20 protein-coding genes and 1 tRNA gene are annotated in these 22,104 nt (G+C 67.0%); all 21 read left to right on the top strand.

The genetic code is table 11. From position 1 onward, the window contains the following. The first annotated feature begins 27 nt into the window (after nucleotides 1-27). The 21 genes from L7H23_RS06155 (at nucleotide 28) to L7H23_RS06055 (ending at nucleotide 22,058) form a co-directional block, all read left to right on the top strand. Nucleotides 28-1,551 (top strand): acyl-CoA ligase (AMP-forming), exosortase A system-associated, encoded by a 1,524-nt coding sequence (locus L7H23_RS06155; RefSeq protein WP_237838470.1) that lies wholly within the window; start codon nucleotides 28-30, stop codon nucleotides 1,549-1,551. Then, a complete protein-coding gene (locus L7H23_RS06150) occupies nucleotides 1,548-2,777 on the top strand; it encodes a pyridoxal-dependent decarboxylase, exosortase A system-associated (RefSeq protein ID WP_237838469.1) in 1,230 nt (409 codons plus the stop codon). The genes L7H23_RS06155 and L7H23_RS06150 overlap by 4 nt, the downstream gene beginning before the upstream one ends. Nucleotides 2,778-2,963: 186 nt before the next feature. Then, entirely contained in the window at nucleotides 2,964-3,623 is a 660-nt protein-coding gene (locus L7H23_RS06145) for an XrtA/PEP-CTERM system exopolysaccharide export protein (protein ID WP_237839136.1), read from the top strand. A gap of 52 nt (nucleotides 3,624-3,675) precedes the next feature. Beyond that, nucleotides 3,676-5,214 (top strand): XrtA system polysaccharide chain length determinant, encoded by a 1,539-nt coding sequence (locus tag L7H23_RS06140; protein WP_237838468.1) that lies wholly within the window; start codon nucleotides 3,676-3,678, stop codon nucleotides 5,212-5,214. A gap of 14 nt (nucleotides 5,215-5,228) precedes the next feature. Next, nucleotides 5,229-6,272, top strand: coding sequence for a P-loop NTPase (locus L7H23_RS06135; protein WP_237838467.1), 1,044 nt, complete (start codon nucleotides 5,229-5,231; stop codon nucleotides 6,270-6,272). Beyond that, nucleotides 6,269-7,981, top strand: coding sequence for a hypothetical protein (locus L7H23_RS06130; protein WP_237838466.1), 1,713 nt, complete (start codon nucleotides 6,269-6,271; stop codon nucleotides 7,979-7,981). The genes L7H23_RS06135 and L7H23_RS06130 overlap by 4 nt, the downstream gene beginning before the upstream one ends. 15 nt (nucleotides 7,982-7,996) lie before the next feature. After that, complete coding sequence (locus L7H23_RS06125) at nucleotides 7,997-9,199, top strand: XrtA/PEP-CTERM system-associated ATPase (protein ID WP_237838465.1); 1,203 nt, start codon at nucleotides 7,997-7,999, stop codon at nucleotides 9,197-9,199. Nucleotides 9,200-9,244: 45 nt separating this feature from the next. Further along, nucleotides 9,245-10,105 carry an XrtA system polysaccharide deacetylase gene (locus tag L7H23_RS06120; RefSeq protein WP_237838464.1) on the top strand — a complete coding sequence of 287 codons (861 nt, stop codon included), beginning with the start codon at nucleotides 9,245-9,247 and terminating at the stop codon, nucleotides 10,103-10,105. A gap of 26 nt (nucleotides 10,106-10,131) precedes the next feature. Then, nucleotides 10,132-11,169 (top strand): FemAB family XrtA/PEP-CTERM system-associated protein, encoded by a 1,038-nt coding sequence (locus tag L7H23_RS06115; RefSeq protein WP_237839134.1) that lies wholly within the window; start codon nucleotides 10,132-10,134, stop codon nucleotides 11,167-11,169. Next, on the top strand, nucleotides 11,169-12,374 hold the full coding sequence (locus L7H23_RS06110; protein WP_237838463.1) for a TIGR03087 family PEP-CTERM/XrtA system glycosyltransferase: 1,206 nt from the start codon (nucleotides 11,169-11,171) through the stop codon (nucleotides 12,372-12,374). The genes L7H23_RS06115 and L7H23_RS06110 overlap by 1 nt, the downstream gene beginning before the upstream one ends. Then, the gene (gene xrtA / locus L7H23_RS06105) at nucleotides 12,371-13,882 is read left to right on the top strand and encodes an exosortase A (protein WP_237838462.1); all 1,512 of its coding nucleotides are present in this window, start codon (nucleotides 12,371-12,373) and stop codon (nucleotides 13,880-13,882) included. Before L7H23_RS06110 ends, xrtA begins: the two co-directional genes overlap by 4 nt. Before the next feature lie 11 nt (nucleotides 13,883-13,893). After that, on the top strand, nucleotides 13,894-15,789 hold the full coding sequence (locus L7H23_RS06100; RefSeq protein WP_237838461.1) for an XrtA/PEP-CTERM system amidotransferase: 1,896 nt from the start codon (nucleotides 13,894-13,896) through the stop codon (nucleotides 15,787-15,789). 78 nt (nucleotides 15,790-15,867) lie between these two features. Next, nucleotides 15,868-17,052, top strand: a complete 1,185-nt coding sequence (locus L7H23_RS06095; protein ID WP_237838460.1) for a GNAT family N-acetyltransferase — start codon at nucleotides 15,868-15,870, stop codon at nucleotides 17,050-17,052. Then, the gene (locus L7H23_RS06090) at nucleotides 17,049-17,915 is read left to right on the top strand and encodes a cupin-like domain-containing protein (RefSeq protein WP_237838459.1); all 867 of its coding nucleotides are present in this window, start codon (nucleotides 17,049-17,051) and stop codon (nucleotides 17,913-17,915) included. Before L7H23_RS06095 ends, L7H23_RS06090 begins: the two co-directional genes overlap by 4 nt. Nucleotides 17,916-17,995: 80 nt before the next feature. Then, on the top strand, nucleotides 17,996-18,214 hold the full coding sequence (infA, locus tag L7H23_RS06085; RefSeq protein ID WP_010162480.1) for a translation initiation factor IF-1: 219 nt from the start codon (nucleotides 17,996-17,998) through the stop codon (nucleotides 18,212-18,214). A gap of 29 nt (nucleotides 18,215-18,243) precedes the next feature. Then, entirely contained in the window at nucleotides 18,244-18,816 is a 573-nt protein-coding gene (locus L7H23_RS06080; protein WP_237838458.1) for a Maf family protein, read from the top strand. Beyond that, nucleotides 18,809-19,786 (top strand): ribonuclease, encoded by a 978-nt coding sequence (locus L7H23_RS06075; RefSeq protein WP_237838457.1) that lies wholly within the window; start codon nucleotides 18,809-18,811, stop codon nucleotides 19,784-19,786. The genes L7H23_RS06080 and L7H23_RS06075 overlap by 8 nt, the downstream gene beginning before the upstream one ends. Continuing rightward, complete coding sequence (yacG, locus tag L7H23_RS06070; RefSeq protein WP_237838456.1) at nucleotides 19,776-19,961, top strand: DNA gyrase inhibitor YacG; 186 nt, start codon at nucleotides 19,776-19,778, stop codon at nucleotides 19,959-19,961. The genes L7H23_RS06075 and yacG overlap by 11 nt, the downstream gene beginning before the upstream one ends. Nucleotides 19,962-20,057: 96 nt before the next feature. After that, a tRNA-Phe gene (locus L7H23_RS06065) sits at nucleotides 20,058-20,133 on the top strand. Nucleotides 20,134-20,224: 91 nt separating this feature from the next. Continuing rightward, nucleotides 20,225-21,208: a phosphogluconate dehydrogenase (NAD(+)-dependent, decarboxylating) gene (gnd, locus tag L7H23_RS06060; protein WP_237838455.1), complete on the top strand. Its 984-nt coding sequence runs from the start codon at nucleotides 20,225-20,227 to the stop codon at nucleotides 21,206-21,208. A gap of 94 nt (nucleotides 21,209-21,302) precedes the next feature. After that, nucleotides 21,303-22,058 (top strand): Crp/Fnr family transcriptional regulator, encoded by a 756-nt coding sequence (locus L7H23_RS06055; RefSeq protein WP_237838454.1) that lies wholly within the window; start codon nucleotides 21,303-21,305, stop codon nucleotides 22,056-22,058. Nucleotides 22,059-22,104: the final 46 nt, after the last annotated feature.

Genomic DNA, 22,104 nt, shown 5'->3' with positions numbered 1-22,104 from the left:
GCTCTATCACCAAGCTCCTAACAGCCGATGACCACTTTAGAAAATCCGCCGTCGCGTCCGATCGACCATCTCGTCCAGTTTGGCGCCGCAGATGCGGCTGCCTTGCTGATCGGCGACAGGGTGACGACCTTTGCCGGGCTGGATGCCGGCGTCGGGCGACTGGCTTCGTGGCTGCTCGCCGAGGTCGGTGGTCCGGGCGAGCGCGTCGCGAGCTGGAGCGCGAAGACGCGCGCGGCGTGCCTGATGCCGCTGGCGGCGGCGCGCGCGGGGCTGATCCATGTGCCGGTCAACCCGCTGCTCAAAGCGCCGCAGGTTGCGCATATCCTGACCGACAGCGGGGCGAAGCTGCTCGTCACCAACGCCGCGCGCGCAGACGCACTCGGTGGCGGATTGCCCGAAGACTGTGCGCTTCAGGATCTGAAGATCGTCGAGGAAGTGATTGATTCGGGGGGGCAGGGTCTGCCGCCCTCGATCGCCGAGCCCGACGATCTCGCCGCGATCCTCTACACCAGCGGGTCGACGGGGCGTCCGAAAGGCGTGATGCTTAGCCATGCGAACCTGTGGCTCGGCGCGGAGAGCGTGGCATCCTATCTGAAGCTGGCACCCGCGGATCGGGTACTCGCGGTGCTGCCGCTCAGTTTCGACTACGGCCAGAACCAGCTCTTCTCGACCTGGTATGCGGGGGGCGCGGTCGCGCCGCTCGACTATCTGACCCCGCGCGACGTCGTGAAGGCGGTCGCGCGGCACGGCATCACGACGTTCGCGGGCGTTCCGCCGCTATGGGTGCAACTCGTCGAAAGCGAATGGCCCGCAGACACGGCGGCGCTGCTGCGACGCCTGACCAACAGCGGCGGCGCGCTGACGCCCTCGCTGATCGACGCGATGCGCGCGACCTTCCCGCGGGCCGACATCTATCCGATGTACGGGCTGACCGAGGCCTTTCGCTCGACCTATCTCGATCCCGCGCTCGTCGCCGGGCATCCGACCTCGATGGGCCGTGCGATCCCGCACGCCGAAATCCTTGTCTGCCGCCCCGATGGCAGCGTGACCGACGACGATGAACCGGGCGAACTCGTCCACGCCGGTCCGTTGGTCGCCAAGGGTTATTGGCAGGATAGCGAACGCACCGCGCAGCGTTTCAGGCCAGCGCCGGCGGCGTCGCGCTATGGTGGCACAGCCGTCTGGTCGGGCGATACCGTGCGCCGCGATGCCGAAGGCCTCCTGTATTTCGTCGGCCGCGACGATGCGATGATCAAGACCGCGGGCAACCGCGTCAGCCCGACCGAGGTCGAGGATGTCGCGGTCGCCTCGGGGCTGATCTATGAGGCGGTCGCCTTCGGCGTCCCCGATCCGCGGCTCGGCGCGGCGATCATCCTGATCGTGCGGGGAAAGGGTGATGCGGACCCCGACGCGCTCGGCGCGTACCTCAAGCAGAATCTTCCCAATTTCATGCAGCCGCAGGCGATCGAATGGCGCGATGAGCTGCCGCGCAACCCGAACGGCAAGCTCGACCGCGTCGCGATCGCCGCCGGCTGGAAGGTGGCGGCATGAAGCCGCACGGTCCCATTCCGCCCGGCTTTGCCGCCGATGCGGACGGCATGCTGCTGATCGGGGGGCGGCGCGCCGACGAACTGACCGATATGGCCGGAGACACGCCGCTGTTTGTCTATGACGGCGCGATGCTTACCGCGCGCGTCGCCGTATGGCGCGAGGCGATGCCGGCCGAGGTGCAACTTCATTATGCCATGAAAGCAAACCCCTATGCGCCGTTGCTTGCGCATATGGCGGCGCTGGTCGACGGGCTCGACGTTGCGTCGGGCGGCGAGCTTGCGATCGCGCTGGGCAGCGGCATGGCCGCGGCGCACATCAGTTTTGCCGGGCCCGGCAAGCGCGACCGCGAACTCGAGGCGGCGATAGGTGCCGGGGCGACGCTCAACCTCGAATCTGGGGGTGAGGCCGAACGCGCGCTCGCGATCGGCGCGCGGCTTGGCATCGCGCCGCGCCTAGCCGTGCGCGTCAATCCCGACTTCGACCTCAAAGGATCGGGGATGAAGATGGGCGGGGGTGCCAAGCCCTTCGGGGTCGATGCCGCCGAAGTACCCGCGCTCGTCCGCCGCCTGCTCGACGCCGGTGCCGATTGGCAGGGCTTCCATATTTTCGCAGGATCGCAGGCGCTTGATGCCGCGGCCATCGCCGACACGCAGGCGCAGACGGTGGCGCTCGCGGCGCGGCTGGCGAACGAGATCGGCGCCACGCCGCCGCTCGTCAATCTGGGCGGCGGGATGGGTGTGCCCTATTTTCCCGGCGACACGGCGGTCGACGTTGCGGCGGTCGGCGCCGCGCTCGGCGAGACGCTCGCGGCGCGCGATCCGGTCCTCGGTTCCAGCAGCTTCGCGATGGAACTCGGCCGCTGGCTCGTCGCCGAGGCCGGCGTCTATCTGACCCGCGTCGTCGACCGCAAGACCAGCCATGGCGAGACCTTCCTGGTGACCGACGGCGGGCTTCATCACCAGCTCGCCGCGAGCGGCAATTTCGGTACCGTGATCCGCCGCAACTACCCGATCGCGGTCGCGAACCGCTTTCGCGCCGAGCCGGTTGAAACCGTGTCGGTCGTCGGCTGCCTTTGCACGCCGCTCGACCGGCTGGGCGACCAGGTCGCGCTCCCGCGCGGCGATGTCGGTGATCTTGTTGCGATTTTCCAGGCGGGGGCCTATGGAGCCACCGCGAGTCCGTCAGCCTTCCTCGGGCAGGGACCGGCCGGAGAGATGCTCGTCTGAGTCTTGACGATCAGGGTTAAATTCTGTGCCGGTTCGGCACAAGTTGCGACAAGCGTGGCGCGAACTTATCCCAATACTAACGGTATGTTCACCCTTTTCGAGCAATGGCTGACACTGACGCAATGGCTGTCCTGCGGGGTTTCCGGAACCCGGCGGGCGTCCGGCCGCTCGAAAGGTGATTTGATGATGACGTCCTCCCCCTCGCTTCGTGCCGCAAAGGCCGCCCTTGTTTCGGGCATTGCCGCGACCGCGCTGACGGGTTGCGTCGGCAGCGGCGGGGCCCCCGCTCCGCGCCTGCCGAGCGCGACGTTCGTGCAGAATCAGGAAGGGCCGGGCGAGGAATATATCATCGGCCCGCTCGACGAGCTCCAGATCTTCGTGTGGCGCAATCCCGAGCTTGGCGGCAAGGTGCAGGTGCGCCCCGATGGCCGCATCACCACCCCGCTGATCACCGACATGCCCGCGGTCGGCAAGACGCCGACGATGCTGCAGCAGGACATCAAGCTCCAGCTCAGCCAGTATATCACCGATCCGATCGTCAGCGTCATCGTCACCAGCTTCAACAGCACCTTCTCGCAGCAGGTGCGGATCGTCGGCGCGACCGAAAAGCCGGCGTCGATCCCGTTCCGCGCCAACATGACTGTGCTCGACGCGATGATCGCGGTCGGCGGGCTCGGCGAATATGCGGCCGGCAACAAGGCGCGGCTTGTCCGCTTCGACAAGGGCACCGGCAAGCAGCAGGAATTCGGCCTGCGCCTCAACGACCTGATCAAGCGCGGCGACATCAAGGCGAACGTCCGGCTGCAGCCGGGCGATGTGATCATCATTCCCGAAAGCATGTTCTGACGCGGGCTTCCGCCGATGCACCCGACCCCTTGCCAAGGACTGACCTGAAACGATGAACGGCCTTTACGACGAATTCCGGGTGGCACTGCACAGTGTCTGGACGCGCCGTTGGCTTGTGCTCGCGGTCGCTTGGGCGATCTGTATCGCGGGCTGGCTGGCGGTCGCCTCGATCCCGAACCGCTATGACAGCCGCGCGCGCCTGCTCGTCGACGTCAACCAGATCCTGCCCGACGATGCGGGCGGCGGCGGCGGCGGACAGCAGCTCGACCAGATTCGCGAGACGCTGACCAGCGCGCGCAATCTTGAAAAGGTGGCGGCGACGACGGGCCTGATCGGCCCCGACGCCGGCGAGCGCGAGAAGGCCGGCGCGGTCGCGATGCTGCAGAAGAATATCAAGGTCGTCCCGCAGCAGCAGAATATTTTCGAGATCACCGCCTCGGTTGCCGTCGGCAGCCTGTCCGACGCCGACAATGCGAAGCTCGCGTCGGGCGTACTCGACAGCCTGATCACCGTATTTCGCGACGACCAGCTGCGCGGCGGCCGCATGGACGCGCGCGAAGGCCTGAAGTTTCTCGATGCCCAGATTGCCGATCGCGAAAAGGCTTTGCGCGAGATCGAGGCGCGCCGCGCGCAGTTCGAGGCGCAGAATATCGGCCTGATCCCCGGCGGATCGGGTTCGCCGGCGCAGCGCGTCGATGCAGCGCGCGCCGAGCTCAGCCAGATCGATTCGCAGCTCATTTCGGCGCAGGCGCAGCTTTCGGCGGCCAACGGCCAGCTCGCCTCGACCCCCGCGACGATCGCGGGTGGCGGCGGCGGTGTCGGCGGCGGGGTCGCCCGCCAGCAACTCGCCGGCGCGCAGAGCGAACTCGCCTCGATGCACGCACGCGGGCTGACCGATGCACATCCCGACGTCATAGCGCTCAAGAGCCAGATCGCCTCGCTGAAGGCGATCGCCGATCGCGAAGGCAGCGGTGGCGGTGGCGGTGGCGGGGTGCAGAACCCGGCCTATGCGTCGCTCGCCGCGATGCGCGCCGAGCGCCAGGCGACCGTCAGCGCGCTGGGCGCCCGGAAATCGCAGCTCCTCGGCGACATCGCGAAGATCACGTCGCAGCAGATCCAGAACCCCGGCATCGCGGCCGAATATGACCGGATCAACGGCGAATATACCGCGCTGAAGGCGCAGTATGACAAGTTGCTCGGCCAGCGCGAGCAGGTTCGCCTGCGCGGCGAGGTGCAGACCGAAACCGACGCGATCAAGGTCGAACTGCTCGATCCGCCGTCGAAGCCGACCAGCCCCGCGGCGCCGAACCGTCCGCTGTTCCTGACGCTCGTGCTGGTCGCCGGTCTCGGCGGTGGCGTTGCCGCAGCCTTCGGCCTCAGCCAGGTGCGCACCTCCTACGCGACGGCGGGCAAGCTCGAACGCGCGAGCGGTCTGCCGGTGATCGGATCGATCACCGAAGTGGTGACGCCCGAACGGCACGTCGAACGGCGCAAGCGGCTCGTCTGGCTAGCCGGCGGGGGAGCGGCGCTTGTCGGCCTCTATGCGCTGCTGCTGATCGCCGAATTCGTCCAACGCGGCATGGTCGCGTGAACGGGGAAGATGACATGAACGACCAACGCCCCGTAAAGCGCCCGCCGTCGCTGCTCGAACGCGCCGCCGACATGTTCGGTCTCGATCCTGCCAAGGACGCGGCGACGATCGACGTCTCGAAACTGCCGCCCGAACCCGAAAGGAAGCGGCGGAAGGCGAAGGATGTTTCCGCCGCGGAAGCGCCGCGCGCGCCGCAGGCCGAAGTCCTGCCGCCCGAACCGCCGGTGGTCGAGGCCGCGCCCGCGGTCGAAGCCGCCCCCGCGCCGAAGCCGTCGCCGCGCAAGGATATCGCCAAGGCCGCCCCCGCCGTCGTCCCGAGCCGTCAGGGCACGATCGACCGCGCGCGTCTCGCCGCGACCGGGATGATCGTCCCCGGTGCGCCGGTGACCGGCATTTCGGAAGAATATCGCATCGTGAAGCGCGAGATCATCCGCAACTTTGCGGGTACCGCGAACCGCCCGGTCGTGCCGCGCGGTCATCGTGTGCTGATCGCGTCGGCCAATCCGGGCGAGGGCAAGACCTTCTCGGCGGTCAATCTGGCGCTCAGCCTCGCGGTCGAGGCCGATCACGACGTGCTGCTGATCGACGCCGACATCGCGAAGCCGAGCGTGCTCGATACGCTGGGCCTCGAAAACGGCCCCGGCCTGATGGACGCGCTCGCCGATCCGCACCTGCCGCTCGGCGACTGCCTGATCCAGACCGACATTCCGGGGCTGAAGGTCATGCCCGCCGGTACGCAGCATATGCACGATACCGAGCTGCTCGCCTCGGCGCGCACCGAAACGCTGCTCGGCCAGCTCGAAGCGGGCGCGCCCGGCCGTATCCTGATTCTCGATTCGCCGCCGGTGCTCGCGGCATCGCCTGCCGCAGTGCTCGCCGGGCATGTCGGCCAGCTGATCATGGTCGTGCGGGCGGACCAGACGATGGAAAGCTCGCTGCGCGACGCGATCGGCCTGATGGGCGCGTGTCCGCATATCCAGTTGCTCCTCAACGGGGTGAAATTCTCGCCGGGCGGCCGCCGCTTCGGCACCTATTATGGACAAGGAGGCGCGTCATGATGCGCACCAACGTCAGCCTGCGCCGTGGGGCGGCGCTTGCTGCCCTGCTGCTCGCCGGGACCGCGACGAGCGCACATGCGCAATTCTCGGGCGACCCGGGCGCGAGCGACACGTCGGCATCGGGTGCGTCCGCATCGGGCGCCTCGACCGAAAAGAAGGGCAAGCCCGAAAAGCGGCGCACCGAACGCCGCGTCGACGTCAATCCCTATCTCGAAGTCGGGCAGGTCCTGACCGCCGACCTCAAGAATGGCGGCGACGTCCTGACCTATACGTCCGCCGCAGTCGGCGTCGACGTATCGGTGGCGACGCGCCGAGCGGAACTGGCCGCGGGCGTGCGCTACGAACATCAGTTCGGCTGGGGCAAGCAGAACGACCAGGACGTGATCAGCGGCATCGCGCGCGGCCGGCTCGAACTCGGGCAGGGCCTCAACCTCGAGGGCGGGGCCATTGCGACGCGCACGCGCGCCGACGGCGGCGGCAGCGACAGCAGCCTGTTCATCGGCAACCGCAACAATGTCGCGAACACCTATTCGGTCTATGCCGGCCCGACGTTCGCGCGGCGCATCGGCGGGCTGGACGTCGGGGCGGGGTATCGCTTCGGCTACACCAAGGTCGATGTCGACGCGCCGACGCTGCTGCCTTCGGGCTCGGTCGCGCAGAATGTGTTCGACAGCTCGACCAACCATGTCGCATGGGCCAGCGTCGGCCAGCGGCCGGGCGACCTGCCGTTCGGCTGGCAGGTTTCGGGCGGTTACGAGCGCGAGGATGCGAGCCAGCTCGACCAGCGGTACGAGGGCAAGTTCGCGCGCGCCGATATTACCGTTCCGATCGGTCCGACCGTCGCGCTGCTCGGCGGCGTCGGCTATGAGGATATCGAGATCGGCCAGCGCGATCCGGTGCTCGACACGAACGGTGTGCCGGTGCGCGACGCGAGCGGCCGCTTCGTGACCGACAAGTCGACCCCGCGCAAGCTCGCCTTCGATACCGACGGGCTGATCTGGGATGCGGGTGTGATGTGGCAGCCGAGCCGCCGAACCTCGCTGACAGCCAAGGTCGGCCGCCGTTATGGCGACACCATCTATACCGGCAGCTTCGTCTATCGCGCCGACCATGCGACGACTTTCCAGGTCGGCGTCTATGACGGGCTTTCCAGCTTCGGTCGCGGACTGTCGACGGGCCTGTCGGCGCTGCCGACGCAGTTCGACCCGACGCGCAATCCGCTGAGCGGCGAAGTCAACAGCTGCGTCTTCGGCGAACAGGGCGGCGGGTGCCTCAACAACCAGCTGGGGACCGCAACCGCGGCGCAGTTCCGCAACAGCGGTGTCCAGGCGGTGATGAGCTCGCGCGCCTATGGCTGGAACTATGGCGTCGGCCTCGGCTATGATCGCCGCCGCCTGCTCATCCCGCGCAACTCGCCGATCGCGTCGCTCGACGGGATCACCGACGAGAATTATTATCTCTTCCTGACCGCAGGGCGTCCGATCGATCGCGATTCCGATATCACGCTGTCGGGCTATCTCAATTATTTCGACAATGGATCGCCGGGGGGCAGCGATGTCCAGTCGGCGGGTATCACGGCGTCCTATGGACGGCGTTTCTGGCGCGGCCTGACTGGGACAGCCGCTGCCAGCCTGACCGCTTTCGAACAGGATGGCTTCAACAGCCAGCTGATCGGATCGGCCTTGGTGGGACTGCGTTACAACTTCTGATCCGGGGAATACTCGATGTACGATCAATATTATGGTTTCACCGGCCGTCCCTTCCAGCTGACGCCCGATCCGGCTTTCTATTTCGAAAGCGGCACGCACCGCAAAGCCATGTCCTATCTGGGCTATGGTCTGGCGCAGGGTGAGGGCTTCATCGTCATCACCGGCGACGTCGGCGCAGGCAAGACGACGCTGGTCGGCCACCTGATGAACACGATCGACCCCAATCGCCTGACCGCGGTCAAGCTGGTGTCGACGCAGGTCGAGGGCGACGATCTTCTTCGCCTTGTCGCCGAACAGTTCGGGCTCGAATGGGAAGGCCAGAGCAAGGCCGAACTGCTCCGCTCGATGGAGGAATATCTCCGCGAACAGGCGCGCGCCGGCAAGCGCACCCTGCTGATCGTCGACGAGGGCCAGAACCTCGCCATTTCGGCGCTCGAAGAGCTGCGCATGCTGTCGAACTTCACGCTCGGCGGCCATTCGCTGCTGCAGATCTTCCTGCTGGGTCAGCCCGAATTCCGCCAGACGCTCTTCCACTCGCCGACGCTCGAACAGTTGCGCCAGCGCGTGATCGCGACGCACCATCTCGATCCGATGGAGCCCGAAGAGGTCGAGCCGTATATCCTCCACCGCCTGAAGAAGGTGGGGTGGACCGGCAACCCGAGCTTCGCGCCCGAGGCCTATGAGCTGATCTTCGATTACAGCGACGGCGTACCGCGCAAACTGAACGTGCTGGTCAGTCGTCTGCTGCTGTTCGGTGCCGTCGAGGAATTGCATCGCATTTCGGCACAGCATGTCCGCAACGTCATCGCCGAGGTCGAGGCCGATCGCGGCATCGACGAGGCGAGCCTTGCGCCGCTGCCGGTTGAGGAAGTCGTCGCACATGCCGCGGCTGCCGTCGAGGCGCCGGTCGAATGGCCCGCGCCGGTGAAAGATGCGCGCGCGCCCTTCGCGGCGCCGGTCGCCGCGCCGGCTGCCGAATCGGGCGAGGTGTTCGAACTCGCGGCCGAGGCCGCCGTTGCTGCGCCCGCCGTCGCCGCGGTGCCCGCGATCGACGAACAACAGGTCGCCGAGCTCCAGCGCCAGATCGCCAGCCTCGAGGAACGGCTCGTCGAACAGGATGCAGCGCTTCGCCGCGTGCTCGATCTGCTGATCGAATGGGTCGAGCGCGATCCCGACAACGCCCCCAATCCGGCGAAGTCGCAAGTCTGGGCCGCGTGACGCATCAAATATCATCGGCTAAGCTGCTGATGAAGGTGAGGGAAAATGCAGAACGGCCTGTCGGTCGATGTCGAGGACTGGTTCCAGGTCGGCGCCTTTGAGCGCACGATCGGTCGCGCCGACTGGGACGGGCTCGAATGCCGCGTCGAGGCCAATTGCGATGCGGTGCTGCAGATCTTCGCCGAGGCGGGGGTTCGCGGGACTTTCTTCACCCTGGGCTGGGTTGCCGAGCGCTATCCCGCGCTGATCCGCCGGATCGTCGCGGCGGGGCACGAGCTCGCCAGCCACGGCTATGATCACAAGCGCGTGTTCAACATGACCGCCGACGAATTTGCCGCCGACCTGAAGAAGACGCAGGCGATTCTGGAGGACACCGGCGGTACGCCGATCCGCGGCTATCGCGCGCCAAGTTTCTCGGTCGATACGCGCACGCCCTGGGCGCACGCGATCCTTGCCGAGCAGGGCTATGCCTATTCGTCGAGCGTCGCGCCGGTGGTGCACGACCATTATGGCTGGTCCGAAAGCCCGCGCCACGTCTGGCGGCCGCTGCCCGACAGCGATCTTGTCGAATGGCCGGTGACGACCGCGCGGATTGCCGGGCGCACGCTGCCCGCCGGCGGCGGCGGCTTCATGCGGATGCTGCCCTATGGCTTCACGCGCTGGGCGATCGAACGGATGAACCGCGAAGGCCATCCGGCAATCCTCTATTTCCATCCGTGGGAAATCGACCCCGGCCAGCCGCGCGTTGCCGACGCGCCGATCAAATCGAAGGTCCGGCACTACACCGGGCTTGCGGCGATGGCAGGCAAGCTGAAGAAACTGCTCGACGATTTCGACTGGACGCGCGCCGACGAACTGTTGCCCGCGCAGCAAGGCCGCGCCCAGTCGTGGCGCGCCGCGGCGTGAACGCGCCGGTGCATCCCGTTACCGACATGACGACTGCTGCGCCGCTCGACGATGCGGCGGGGTGGGACGCTTATGTCGAGAAGCACGCGCAAGCGACGCCCTTTCACAGCCGTGCCTGGTGTCAGGCGATCACGCAGGCGACGGGGCATAAATGCCATCTGCTCGCGGCCCGCGATGCGGGCGGAGCCATCGTCGGTCTGTTGCCGCTACACCATGTCCGCTCGCCGCTCTTCGGGCAGGCGCTCGTCGCGAGCGGTTTCGCGGTCGACGGCGGCCTGCTCGCCGACGGCGAAGCGGCCGCCCGCGCGCTCGCCGACGCCGCGGTCGCTCTCGCCCGGTCGCTCGGTGTGCCTTCGGTCGAACTGCGCGGCGGCCCGCTTCCCGGAGGCGCGGACTGGCACCGCGAGGAGGGCGTCTATGCCGGCTTCGCGCGCGACCTCGCTGTCGACGACGATGCCGAACTGCTCGCGATTCCGCGCAAGCAGCGCGCCGAGGTCCGCAAGGTGCTGGAAAGCGGCCTGACCGTCTCGACCGGCCGTTCCGGATCCGATCGCCGCGATCATTACCGCATCTATGCGACCAGCGTCCGCAACCTCGGGACGCCGGTATTCCCCAAAAGGCTGTTCGACGCCGTACTGGATGCCTTTGGCGAGGATGCCGATATCCTGACCGTTCGCGACGGCGACCGGCCGGTTGCGAGCGTCCTCAGCCTCTATTGGCGCGGCACCGTCATGCCCTATTGGGGCGGCGGTATCGCCGATGCGCGAAGGCTGCGAGCGAACGAGCTCATGTATTTCGCGCTGATGCGCCATGCGCGTGCGAAAGGCTGCACGCGGTTCGATTTCGGCCGCTCGAAGACCGGTACCGGGCCCTTCGCCTACAAGAAGAACTGGGGTTTCGAGCCGCAGCCGCTCGTCTATGCGCGCTGGCTCGCGCCGGGCGAGACGCCGCGCGACATGAACCCGAACAGTGCCAGATATCGGCTGCAGGTCGATCTCTGGAAAAAGCTGCCGCTGTGGGCGGCGAACCGCATCGGGCCGCTGATCGCACGCGGGCTCGGGTGATGGCTGAGATACTTTTTCTGGTCCATCGCGCGCCATGGCCGCCCGACCGGGGCGACCGGATCCGCAGCTGGCATATGTTCGAGGCGCTGGCGAAGCTCGCGCCGGTTCATGTGGCGGCGCTCGCCGACAATGCGGCCGATGCCGCGATCGCGCGCGAGAAAATGGCGCCGCTCTGCAAGACGCTGGCGATCGAGGTGCGCGAGGTTTCGCGGCCGGTCGCACTGGCGGGCGCCGTGTTGCGCGGCGAGCCGGTGTCGAACCGCCTGTTCCGCAACGCCGCGCTCGCCGAGCACGTCGGCGCGCTGCTCGCACTCCGGACGGTTACCCATATCGTCGCCTTCTCGGGCCAGATGGCGCAATATCTGCCGGCCGATTTCGCCGGCCGCGTGCTGATGGATTTCGTCGATGTCGATTCCGCCAAATTCGCAACCTATGCCGAGCAGGACAAGCGCCAGCCGCTGAACTGGGTCCATGCCCGCGAGGCTAGGAAACTCGGCGCGTTCGAGGCGAAGGTAGCGCGCACGGTCGACGCGAGCCTGTTTGTGAGCGAGGCCGAGGCAGCGCTGTTTCGCCGGCAGAGCGGGCTTGGCACCGACATGGTTCATGCCGTCGAGAACGGGATCGATACCGAACGTTTCGACCCGGCGCTGGCACTGGACGAGGCGGGCGAGGGCGAGGGGCCGCTCGCGGTCTTCACGGGTCAGATGGATTATCGCCCGAATATCGATGCCGTGCAGTGGTTCGTGGCCGAAGTCCTGCCGATCGTCCGCAAGGCGCACCCCGCGGCGCGCTTCGCGATCGTCGGCCGTGCCCCGGCGGACGAGGTACGCGCGCTCGCGGCGCTGCCGGGGGTGAGCGTCACGGGCGAAGTGCCCGACGTGCGGCCATGGCTCGCGGCGGCCGATGCGGTCGTCGCGCCCCTGCTGCTCGCGCGCGGAGTGCAGAACAAGCTGCTCGAGGCGATGGCGATGGCGCGCCCGGTGGTCGCGAGCGCGGCCGCCGCGACGGGGATCGACGCGACGGACGGCGAACATCTGCTTGTCGCCGACGATCCGGAAGCCATGGCGGCCGCTGTCGTACGGCTGTTCGACGAGCCCGCCGCCGCCGCGCAAATGGGCCGGGCAGCGCGCGAACGGATGATCGCGCGCTACGGCTGGGATGCCCGCCTTGCGCCGCTCGCCGGACTGCTGGGGCTGGCGGCATGACGGCAGACGCGCTCTCTACGCCGAAATCATGGTCGCGCTGGCAGCGCCACCTGATCGCGCTCGCCGGTCTGTCGGCGGCAATCCTTGCGATCTTCCATCGCGACGCCACCGACACGATCGGCATCTGGTGGCACAGCTCGACCTTTACGCATTGTCTGCTGATGGTGCCGATGATCGGCTGGCTGGTATCGCAGCGTACCGCGCTGCTGAAGCCGCTTACGCCCGTATATTGGTGGCCGGCGCTGATCTGGCTCGCGGGTGCAGGCTTCGTATGGCTCGTCGGCGAGGCGGCGGGCGTCGGCCTGTTCCGTCAGCTCGGGCTGATCCTGATGCTGCAGGGTGCAGTGGCCGCGACGCTCGGCGAAAAGCTGGTGCGCGGGCTGCTCTTCCCGCTCGTCTATGCGCTGCTTCTCGTTCCCTTCGGCGAGGAGCTGGTGCCGCTGCTCCAGACGCTGACCGCCTATATCTCGATGGCGCTCCTCCATCTGTCCGGCCTGCGCGCCGAGCTCGAAGGTGTGTTCATCACGACGCGCGCCGGCTTTTTCGAGGTGGCCGAGGCCTGCTCGGGCGTCAATTTCCTGATGGCTATGCTCGCTTATGCAGTGTTTGCCGCGCACCTCTGTTTCAAAAGCTGGACACGGCGGGTCGTCTTTGTCCTCGCCGCGCTCGCGACAACGATCGTGGCCAACGCGCTGCGCGCCTATGGTACGATGGTCGCGGCCGAAATCTGGGGGATCGAGGCCGCCGGCGGGATCGACCATGTCTTCTATGGCTGGGTCTTCTTCGGGCTTGTCGTGCTGATCGTGATGCTCGTCGCGAAGCGCTGGTTCGACCGGCCGGCGAACGATATCGCCGTCGATGTTTCGGGACTGAACGGCGCGGTGCGCCATTCCGGTCCGGCCGGGGCCGTGCTGTCCGCCGCAATGGCAATCCCGCTGCTGTTCATCGCCTGGGCGACCCTGATCGGCGGCCGTTCGGCGGTGCTGCCCGATACCATGCCGGTCGCGACGCCCGCCGGCTGGATAGCCGCCTCTTCCGGACAGATGGCCTGGAGCCCGCGCTTCGATGGCGCCGACCAACAGATCGTCCGTCATTTCGCCGATGCCAAGGGGCGCCGTGTCACCGTCGCGATCGGCGGCTACCGGCGTCAGGCCGAGGGGCGCGAGGTCGTCGCCTATGGGCAGGGCGCGGTCGATCCCGACAGCAAATGGGCGTGGAGCGCGGCGCTCGACCCCGTCGACGGCGCCAAGACCGACCGGCTGCTTCACCCCGGCCCGGTGCTTCGCGATGCCGCGACCTGGTACGTCGTCGACGGCGCCGCGACGGGCAGTCCGCGCGCCGCGAAGCTGGCGGGTTTGAAGGCGCGGCTGATCGGCGGCGATCCGCGCGCGCTGTCGCTGATCGTGTCGGCCGAAGAGGCAAGCGGCGGCCGCGATGCGATCGCCGATTTCGTTTCTGCGTCGGGTGGAGCGCAGGCAATGGCTGACCGCGCGCTCAAAACCCGCTAAGCCACAAGAATATGTGCGGGATCGCGGGCATTTATCATGTGGAGACGGCAAAGCCGGTCGACCCCGCGCGCGTCCGCGCGATGCTGCACCCGATGGCGCATCGCGGTCCCGACGGTTCGGGTGAATGGACCGCGCCCGGCGTCGGCCTTGGCCATCTCCGCCTCTCGATCATCGACATCGAGGGCAGCCCCCAGCCCATGGCGAGCGACGACGAGGCGGTCACGCTCACCTATAATGGGGAAATCTACAATTTCCGCGAGCTGCGCGCCGAACTCGAAGATCGCGGCCACCGCTTCCGGACGAGCGGCGATACGGAGGTGATCATCGCCGCGTGGCGGCAATGGGGACCGGAGTGCCTGTCGCGGCTGAACGGCATGTTCGCCTTCGCGATCCATGACCATAGGCGCGGTTGCCTGTTCCTCGCGCGCGACCGGCTGGGCGTGAAGCCGCTGCACTTCGTGCGGCTGTCCGACGGCTCGGTCGCCTTTGCGTCGGAGCTCAAGGGGCTTCTTCGCCACCCGCTGCTGCGGCAGGAGGCGAATTTGTCGGCGGTCGAGGATTTCCTGGCGCTCGGCTATGTTCCAGACGACAATTGCATTGTTGCAGGCGTCGAGAAATTACCCGCGGGACACTTCCTGTTGCTCGAACGCGGCAAGCCGGTTCCCGCGCCGACGCGCTGGTGGGCGCCCGATTTTTCGAAGCGTATCCGGGCGAGCGAGGGCGAGGCGGCCGAACATCTCGTCCACCTGATGCGCGCCGCGGTGACCGATCGCATGGTGTCCGACGTGCCGCTCGGCGCCTTCCTTTCGGGCGGCGTCGACAGCAGCGCGGTCGTCGCGCTGATGGCCGAGGCGAGCGCGAAGGCGGTGAAGACCTGCACGATCGGCTTCGATCAGGCGGCGCTCGACGAGACCGCCTATGCGCAGCAGATTGCCGAGCGTTTCGCGACCGATCACCGCACGCGCACCGTCGCGGCGGGCGACTTCGAACTGATCGACAAGATCGCCGACATGTTCGACGAGCCCTTCGCCGACGCGAGCGCCTTGCCGACCTACCGCGTGTGCGAACTCGCGCGCGAAGAGGTCACGGTCGCGCTGTCGGGCGACGGTGCGGACGAGGCTTTCGCGGGCTATCGCCGCCTCGTCTTCCAGCATCAGGAAGAGCGGCTGCGCGGGATGATTCCGTCCTTCCTGCGCAAGGGCCTCTTCGGCCCGCTGTCGCGCGTGTGGCCGCAAATGGACTGGGCACCGCGTCCGCTCCGCGCGCGCGCGACGCTGGCCAGCCTGTCGAAAAGCGGCGCGGAGGGGTATGCCGGGGCGGTCGGCGTCACCGGCCCGTCGCAGCGCGCGCGTCTGTTCAACGATGCGGCGGTCCATGCGCTCGGCGATCATATCGCCGAGGCGCGCTACTGGAAGGCGATGGCGGAAGCGCCCGCGCGCGAGCCGCTCGACCGCGCGCAATATGCCGATCTTCAGATATGGCTCCCCGGCGACATCCTGACCAAGACCGACCGGATGAGCATGGCGGTCAGCCTCGAGGCGCGCGAGCCTTTGCTGGACCATCGCCTGATCGAATTTGCCGCGTCGCTGCCCGCGTCGATGCGGGTGAAAGGCGGGACGGGCAAGGCGATCATGAAACAGGCGATGGAGCGCTATCTTCCCCACGATATTCTCTATCGCCCCAAGATGGGCTTTGTGACGCCGGTTTCGGCGTGGTTTCGCGGGCCGCTCGTCGAACAGGCGAAGGCGCTCGCGACCTCGTCGACGCTGGCGCGTTCGGGCTGGTTCGACATGGCCGAAATCGAACGCGTCGTCGCGCAGCATCAGTCGGGCAGGCGCGATCACGGGCGGCTGATCTGGCAATTCTTCATGCTCGAAAAGTCGCTGGCGAAGCTGTTCGGAATCTAGACTCCGCTCTCCGGTGGCGGGAGGGAAGCAGATGAATTGCCACCTCATTTTAACACCTCGCTGCTAGGTTCGCCGCCGATGACGGTTCACCCTGCCTTTCCGACCGCCGCTGCCGAGGCCGCGCCGCTGACCGTGCGCGTGGTCGACCCTCTCGCCCTGTCGGAAGAACTGGCGACCGCATGGGACCGGCTGGCCGACGATGCGAGCGAACCGAATCCCTTTGCCGAGCGCTGGTGCCTGCAATCGGCGCTTCATCTGCTCGATCCCGAACGGCATGCGCGGCTGGTGATCGTTCGCGACGGAAGCGCGGGACAGGTGATCGGCGTGATGCCGCTCGCGCCTGCCACACGATACGGGCGGCTGCCGCTGCGGCACGTGACGGGGTGGTCGCACCCGAACCAGTTTCACGGCGCGCCACTGGTGCGCGCGGGGATGGAGAATCTCTTCTGGTCGATCCTGCTTGGCTGGTGCGATGCGTCGGGATGGGCGCATACGCTGGTCCATGTGCCGCGGCTCACCGAGGACGGGCCGCTCCATCGTGCGCTGGTCGACGTCGCACGCGTGCGGGGAAGCGAGGCGGAGGTCGTCCATCGCGAGGAGCGCGCCCTGCTCGAACGCAGCCTGTCGCCCGAAGCCTATTGGGACGAGGCGGTGCGCGCAAAGAAGCGCAAGGAATTGCGGCGACAGGCGAACCGGCTTGCCGAACAGGGCGCGGTTTCCTTCCGCCGGTGGCAGGCAGACGATCCGCTCGAACCGTGGGTCGATGCCTTCCTCGATCTCGAGGCGCGGGGATGGAAGGGCAAGGCCGGATCGGCGCTGGCAAGCCACGGAGAGACCGAAGCGTGGTTCCGGGCCATCATCGCCGGGGCGGCCGAAGCGGGCAAACTCGATATGCGGTCGCTCGACCTCGACGGACGGCCGCTTGCGATGCTGATCAACTTCCTCTGCCCGCCCGGCGGCTTCTCGTTCAAGACCGCGTTCGACGAGGATTATGCCCGCTTTTCGCCCGGGGTGCTGCTCCAGCAGCACAATCTCGATCTGCTGGACGATGATCGCATCGCGTGGGTCGACAGTTGCGCCGCGCCCGGCCATCCGATGATCGACAGCGTCTGGCGCGAGCGCCGCCAGCTCGTCTGGATCAATGCGCCGCTCTCGGGCGGCTCCGATCGTCTGCGGTTCAGGGCGGTGGCGCGGATCGAGAAGATCTGGCGTCGCTGGAAAGGTGACGGAGGCGCGAACAATCAGGTACAGGACATGCCATGACCGCCCGTCAGACAATCGATCAGCCGGTCTTTCCGGCCGAAACCCTTGCAGCGATGGAAGCGCTCTATCCGGCGAAGGCGGGACTGCTGCGCCATCGGCTCCCCGATCACCCGTTGCTGTCGCTCGAGGCGCTGGCGCAATTGGGCGAGGGGCTTCCGGCCGGGCAGGTCGAGTATAATCCGGGGGATGTGCCGATCGGGATCAAGCCGGAGGACGTTCCCTCGAACGGCCTTTCCATCGGCGAGACCATCCGGACGATCGATACGAACCGGAGCTGGGCGGTGCTCAAGAATATCGAGACGGTGCCCGACTATCGCGAGTTGCTGATGGGACTGCTCGGCGAGCTCGAACCCGTCGTCGAACCCCGTACCGGCGCCATGCTGACGCCGCAGGGCTTTGTCTTCATCTCGTCGCCGGGCTCGATCACGCCGTTCCATTTCGACCCCGAGCACAATATCCTGCTCCAGCTTCGCGGGCAGAAGGTGATGAACGTCTGGCCCGCCGGCGACGAGCGCTTTGCGCATCGGGTGGAGCATGAACGCTACCACACCGGCGGCCACCGCAATCTGCCATGGGAAGAAACCTATCGCGAGGGCGCGCAGCAGGTGCCGCTCGCTCCCGGAGATGCAGTCCTGATGCCCGTGATGGCGCCGCATTTCGTCGCCAATGGCGACGCGCCTTCGATCTCGTTGTCGATCACGTGGCGAAGCGAATGGAGTTATCGCGAGTCCGAGGCGCATGCCGCGAACGCTGCGCTCCGCCGGATGGGGCTCGACCCGCAGATGCCGCCGCGATGGCCGAGCTATGCCTGGGCGAAGACGGTCGGCTGGCGTATCGCGAGACGGTTGAAACTCGTCTCCTGACCGCTGTTACAGATTGCTTTCAATTGCGTTGAATTGGCGTTATGGGCGCCCATCCCGATATTTTGAACTCCTGAGGATTGATGGCGAAAGAAGAACTTCTGGAAATGCGCGGCCAGGTGGTCGAACTGCTCCCCAACGCGATGTTCCGCGTGAAGCTGGAAAACGACCACGAGATTCTGGGCCACACGGCCGGCAAGATGCGCAAGAACCGCATCCGCGTTCTGGTGGGCGACGAAGTGCTCGTCGAACTCACCCCCTATGACCTGACCAAGGGTCGGATCACCTATCGCTTCAAGTGAGCGGCGCGGTACAACTTCCCGCGCCAAAAATGCGAAATCTGGTTCTCGCTTCGACTTCGCCGCGCCGGCGCGAATTGCTGGCGCGGATCGGCCTGACGCCGACGCGCATCGCCGCCCCTGAAATCGACGAAACGCCACTGAAGGGCGAGCTGCCGCGCGCCTATGTCGCGCGGCTGGCGGAGAGCAAGGCGCTCGCGGTCGAGCGCGCGGCGCACGAGGTCATCCTTGCAGGCGACACGACGGTGGCGGTCGGACGCCGCATCCTCGAGAAACCCGTCGACGAAGCCGATCTCCGGCGCATGCTTGGCCTGCTCTCGGGGCGGCGGCATCATGTCTGGTCGGGGGTCTGCGTCGTCGGCGCCGACGGCAAGCCGCGCGTCCGCGTCGCTGACACGATCGTCGCCTTCAAGGCGCTGAGCGATGCCGAGATCGACTGGTATGTCGAAAGCGGCGAAGGGATGGGCAAGGCCGGTGGCTACGCGATCCAGGGCAAGGCCGAAGTTTTCGTCCGCTTCCTGTCGGGCAGCCATTCGAACGTCGTCGGCCTGCCGCTCTTCGAAACCCGGAACCTGCTGAGCAGCGCCGGAGTACCGCTTGGCTGAGTGGCTTTACGAGGCCGGCATAGGAGAATGCCGTGCTGCGCTGGTCGAGGACGGCCATATCATCGAAGCGCGGATCGAGCGTGACGGCGAAGGGCCTCGCGCGGGCGCCGTGATTCCGGCGAGGCTGGCCGAGGCGGGAAAGGGCGCATCGGTCGCCCTCGACCTGCCCGGCGAGCCGCGTGCGACGCTGGCCTCCGTCCCTGCGGGTACGTCGATCGGCGCGCGGCTGACGGTCGAGATCACCCGCATGGCGCTGCGCGAACGCGGGCGCGACAAACCGGCACGCGCCCGGATCACCGACGCGGAGCTTACCGGCGGGCCTGATCTGCGCGATCGGATCGCCGCCACCGCCATGCCGGTCACCGACCTTGTCCCGACCGGAGTCGACCGGCTGGAGCAGGCCGGCTGGTCCGAGCTGATCGACCATGTCCGCTCGGGTCATTTCCCTTTCGACGGCGGCGCCCTCTGGGTCGACACGACGCCTGCGATGACGCTGATCGACATTGATGGCGAGGGCGACGCGCTGGCGCTGGCAAGAGCGGGCGCGGAGGCGGCGGTGCGTGTTATTCGTTGCTGCGACATCGGCGGGTCGATCGGAATCGATTTCCCCTCGCTGCCGGGCCGCGCCGAACGACTGGCGATCGATGCGCTCGTCGATACCCTTCTCCCGCAGCCGTTCGAGCGCACCGCTGTCAACGGCTTCGGGCTGATGCAGATCATTCGCCGGCGGACCCGGCCGTCGCTGATCGAGCAGGTGCGATTCGATACCGTGGCAACCGATGCAGCGCTGTTGCTGCGCCAGGCCGAACGGGCGCAGGGCACAGGAAGTCTGAAACTGGTCACACGGCCGGGTGTTGCCGACCATATCGCGGCCCATCCCGAATGGATCGCCGAACTGCAACGGCGCACCGGGCGGCCCGTCGAGATCGTCGCCGACGCGCTGATGAAAGGAGCGGGCCATGCCCAGTGAGACTGCCGCCAAATGTCCGCTCTGCGGCAAGCCGCGCGCGAAGGAATACCGCCCCTTTTGCAGCCGGGGCTGCCGCGACCGCGATCTCAACCAATGGTTCGACGAGGGCTATCGGATGCCCGCGCACGAGGGGCCCGACGGCGGCACCGACGACGACCGGTTCGGCGGCGATTGACGCGTAAAAATAGCGCAACAAAGCCACTGGACAGGACGAAAAGCCCTGCCTATAGCCGCCGCTCGCCAGCAGGCCGACCGGCCTAGCGAAGCCCGTGCCCGGGTAGCTCAGTTGGTAGAGCATGCGACTGAAAATCGCAGTGTCGGCGGTTCGACCCCGTCCCCGGGCACCATTTTCCTCTCCCGAAATCCTCGCACCCGAAGGTGCATAGGCATATCGCCGCCGTTGTGCGAAGGACTGGCTGAAGCGCCGGAGGAGGTCGTATGCAAATCGGAATCGTCGGGTTGGGTCGCATGGGCGGCAATATCGCGCGCCGGTTGATGCGGGCAGGGCATGAGGTCGTCGCCTATGACCGCAACGGGGAAGCCGTGGCCGGCCTCGCGGCCGAAGGGGCGATCCCCGCGGCCTCGCTCGACGATGTCGCAGCGCTGCTTCGGCCGCCGCGCGCCGTCTGGATCATGCTCCCCGCGGGGGATCCGACCGAGGAGACGGTGAGCCGGCTGTCGCTGCGGCTCGAAGCCGGCGACGTGCTGATCGACGGCGGCAACAGCTTCTACAAGGATGACATCCGGCGCGCGGCCGAACTCCGGGCGCTCGGGATCGACTATGTCGACGTCGGTACGTCCGGCGGCATCTGGGGCGTCGAGCGCGGCTATTGCATGATGATCGGCGGTGACGCGCGTACCGTCGACCTGCTCGATCCGGTTTTCGACGCGCTGGCGCCCGGCTACGGAACGATCCCGCGGACGCCGGGACGAAGCAAGCCCGCGAACGACGAGCGGGCGGAGCGCGGCTATATTCACGCGGGTCCGGCAGGCGCGGGTCACTTCGTGAAGATGGTGCATAATGGCATCGAATACGGGCTGATGGCTGCCTATGCCGAGGGTTTCGACATCCTCCGCAACAAGAATTCGGACCGGCTTCCCGCCGATGAGCGCTTCGAGCTGAACCTTACCGATATCGCCGAGGTGTGGCGGCGGGGATCGGTCATCTCGTCATGGTTGCTCGATCTGTCGGCGGCGGCGCTCGCGGGCAATTCCGAATTGTCGCAATATAGCGGCCGCGTGAACGACAGCGGCGAGGGGCGCTGGACGATCGACGCGGCGATGGAGGAAGCCGTTCCCGCCTATGTGCTTTCGGCCGCCTTGCTCGCGCGTTTCCGGTCGCGAACGGACAATACGTTCGGCGAGAAATTGCTGTCGGCGATGCGCGCGGGTTTCGGCGGGCATGTCGAAATACCCCAATAGCCCAAAAACGACGCGTCGACCGGCAAACTTAACCTGTGTGAATGTGAGGTAACGGCGCACCGCACATCACGCCTCTGTAACGGGGGCGTGCAGAGTGACATTTGGCCAGATTTCGAATCAACTGCTTTCACCGCGAGAACGAACGATTTGGGAGGCCAGTCTGGCGCGCAACGCGCGTGACTATCCGAAAGGTGTCGATCTCGTCCGCGAGGGGGAGCGCCCTGCGGCGCTGCGCGTCGTCCTGTCGGGATGGGCCCAGAAATACAAACAATTGCCTGATGGCCGGCGCCAGATCCTGGCGCTCGTCCTGCCGGGCCAGCCGTGCGACCTCGATCTGTTTACAGTGGGCCGGGCCGATCATTCGATCGCGGCGGTCCGGCGCATCACCATTGCCGAAATCGGGCGGCAGGATGCGAACGCGCTGCTCGATCAATGCCCCAACCTCGCGCAGGTCCTGTGCTGGAGCGAGATCGTCGGCGCGGCAATCCAGCGCGAGTGGACGATCAACCTAGGGCAGCGAAACGCGTTCGAACGCGTCGCCCAGCTGATGTGCGAAATCTTCGCGCGACAGCGCGGCGTGCCGGCCTCGGGCGGAGGGGAGTGCGATTTCCTTTTGACCCAGGGACAGCTGGCCGAGGCGACGGGACTGACGCAGGTCCACGTAAACCGCACCGTCCAGGAACTGCGCCGGCGCTGTTCGGTCGAGCTTCGCAACCTGCGGCTGTTCATTCCCGATTTCGCCGAACTAGCGGGGGTCGCAGCGTTCAACGCCAACTATCTGCACCTTGGCGAAACCGGGCTGGCGGCGGACAAGGCGGCAGCTCTGTTCGGGCGTAGCGATAATCGCTGACTGCCATATCGGCCGGCCGGGCAGCGATTGTCGAAGCCGGTAATAT

The organism is Sphingopyxis sp. BSN-002, assembly GCF_022024275.1.
Taxonomy (GTDB): Bacteria; Pseudomonadota; Alphaproteobacteria; order Sphingomonadales; family Sphingomonadaceae; genus Sphingopyxis.
The sequence above is the reverse complement of the archived record's forward strand: the minus strand, read 5'-3'. Positions and strand labels throughout refer to the sequence as shown.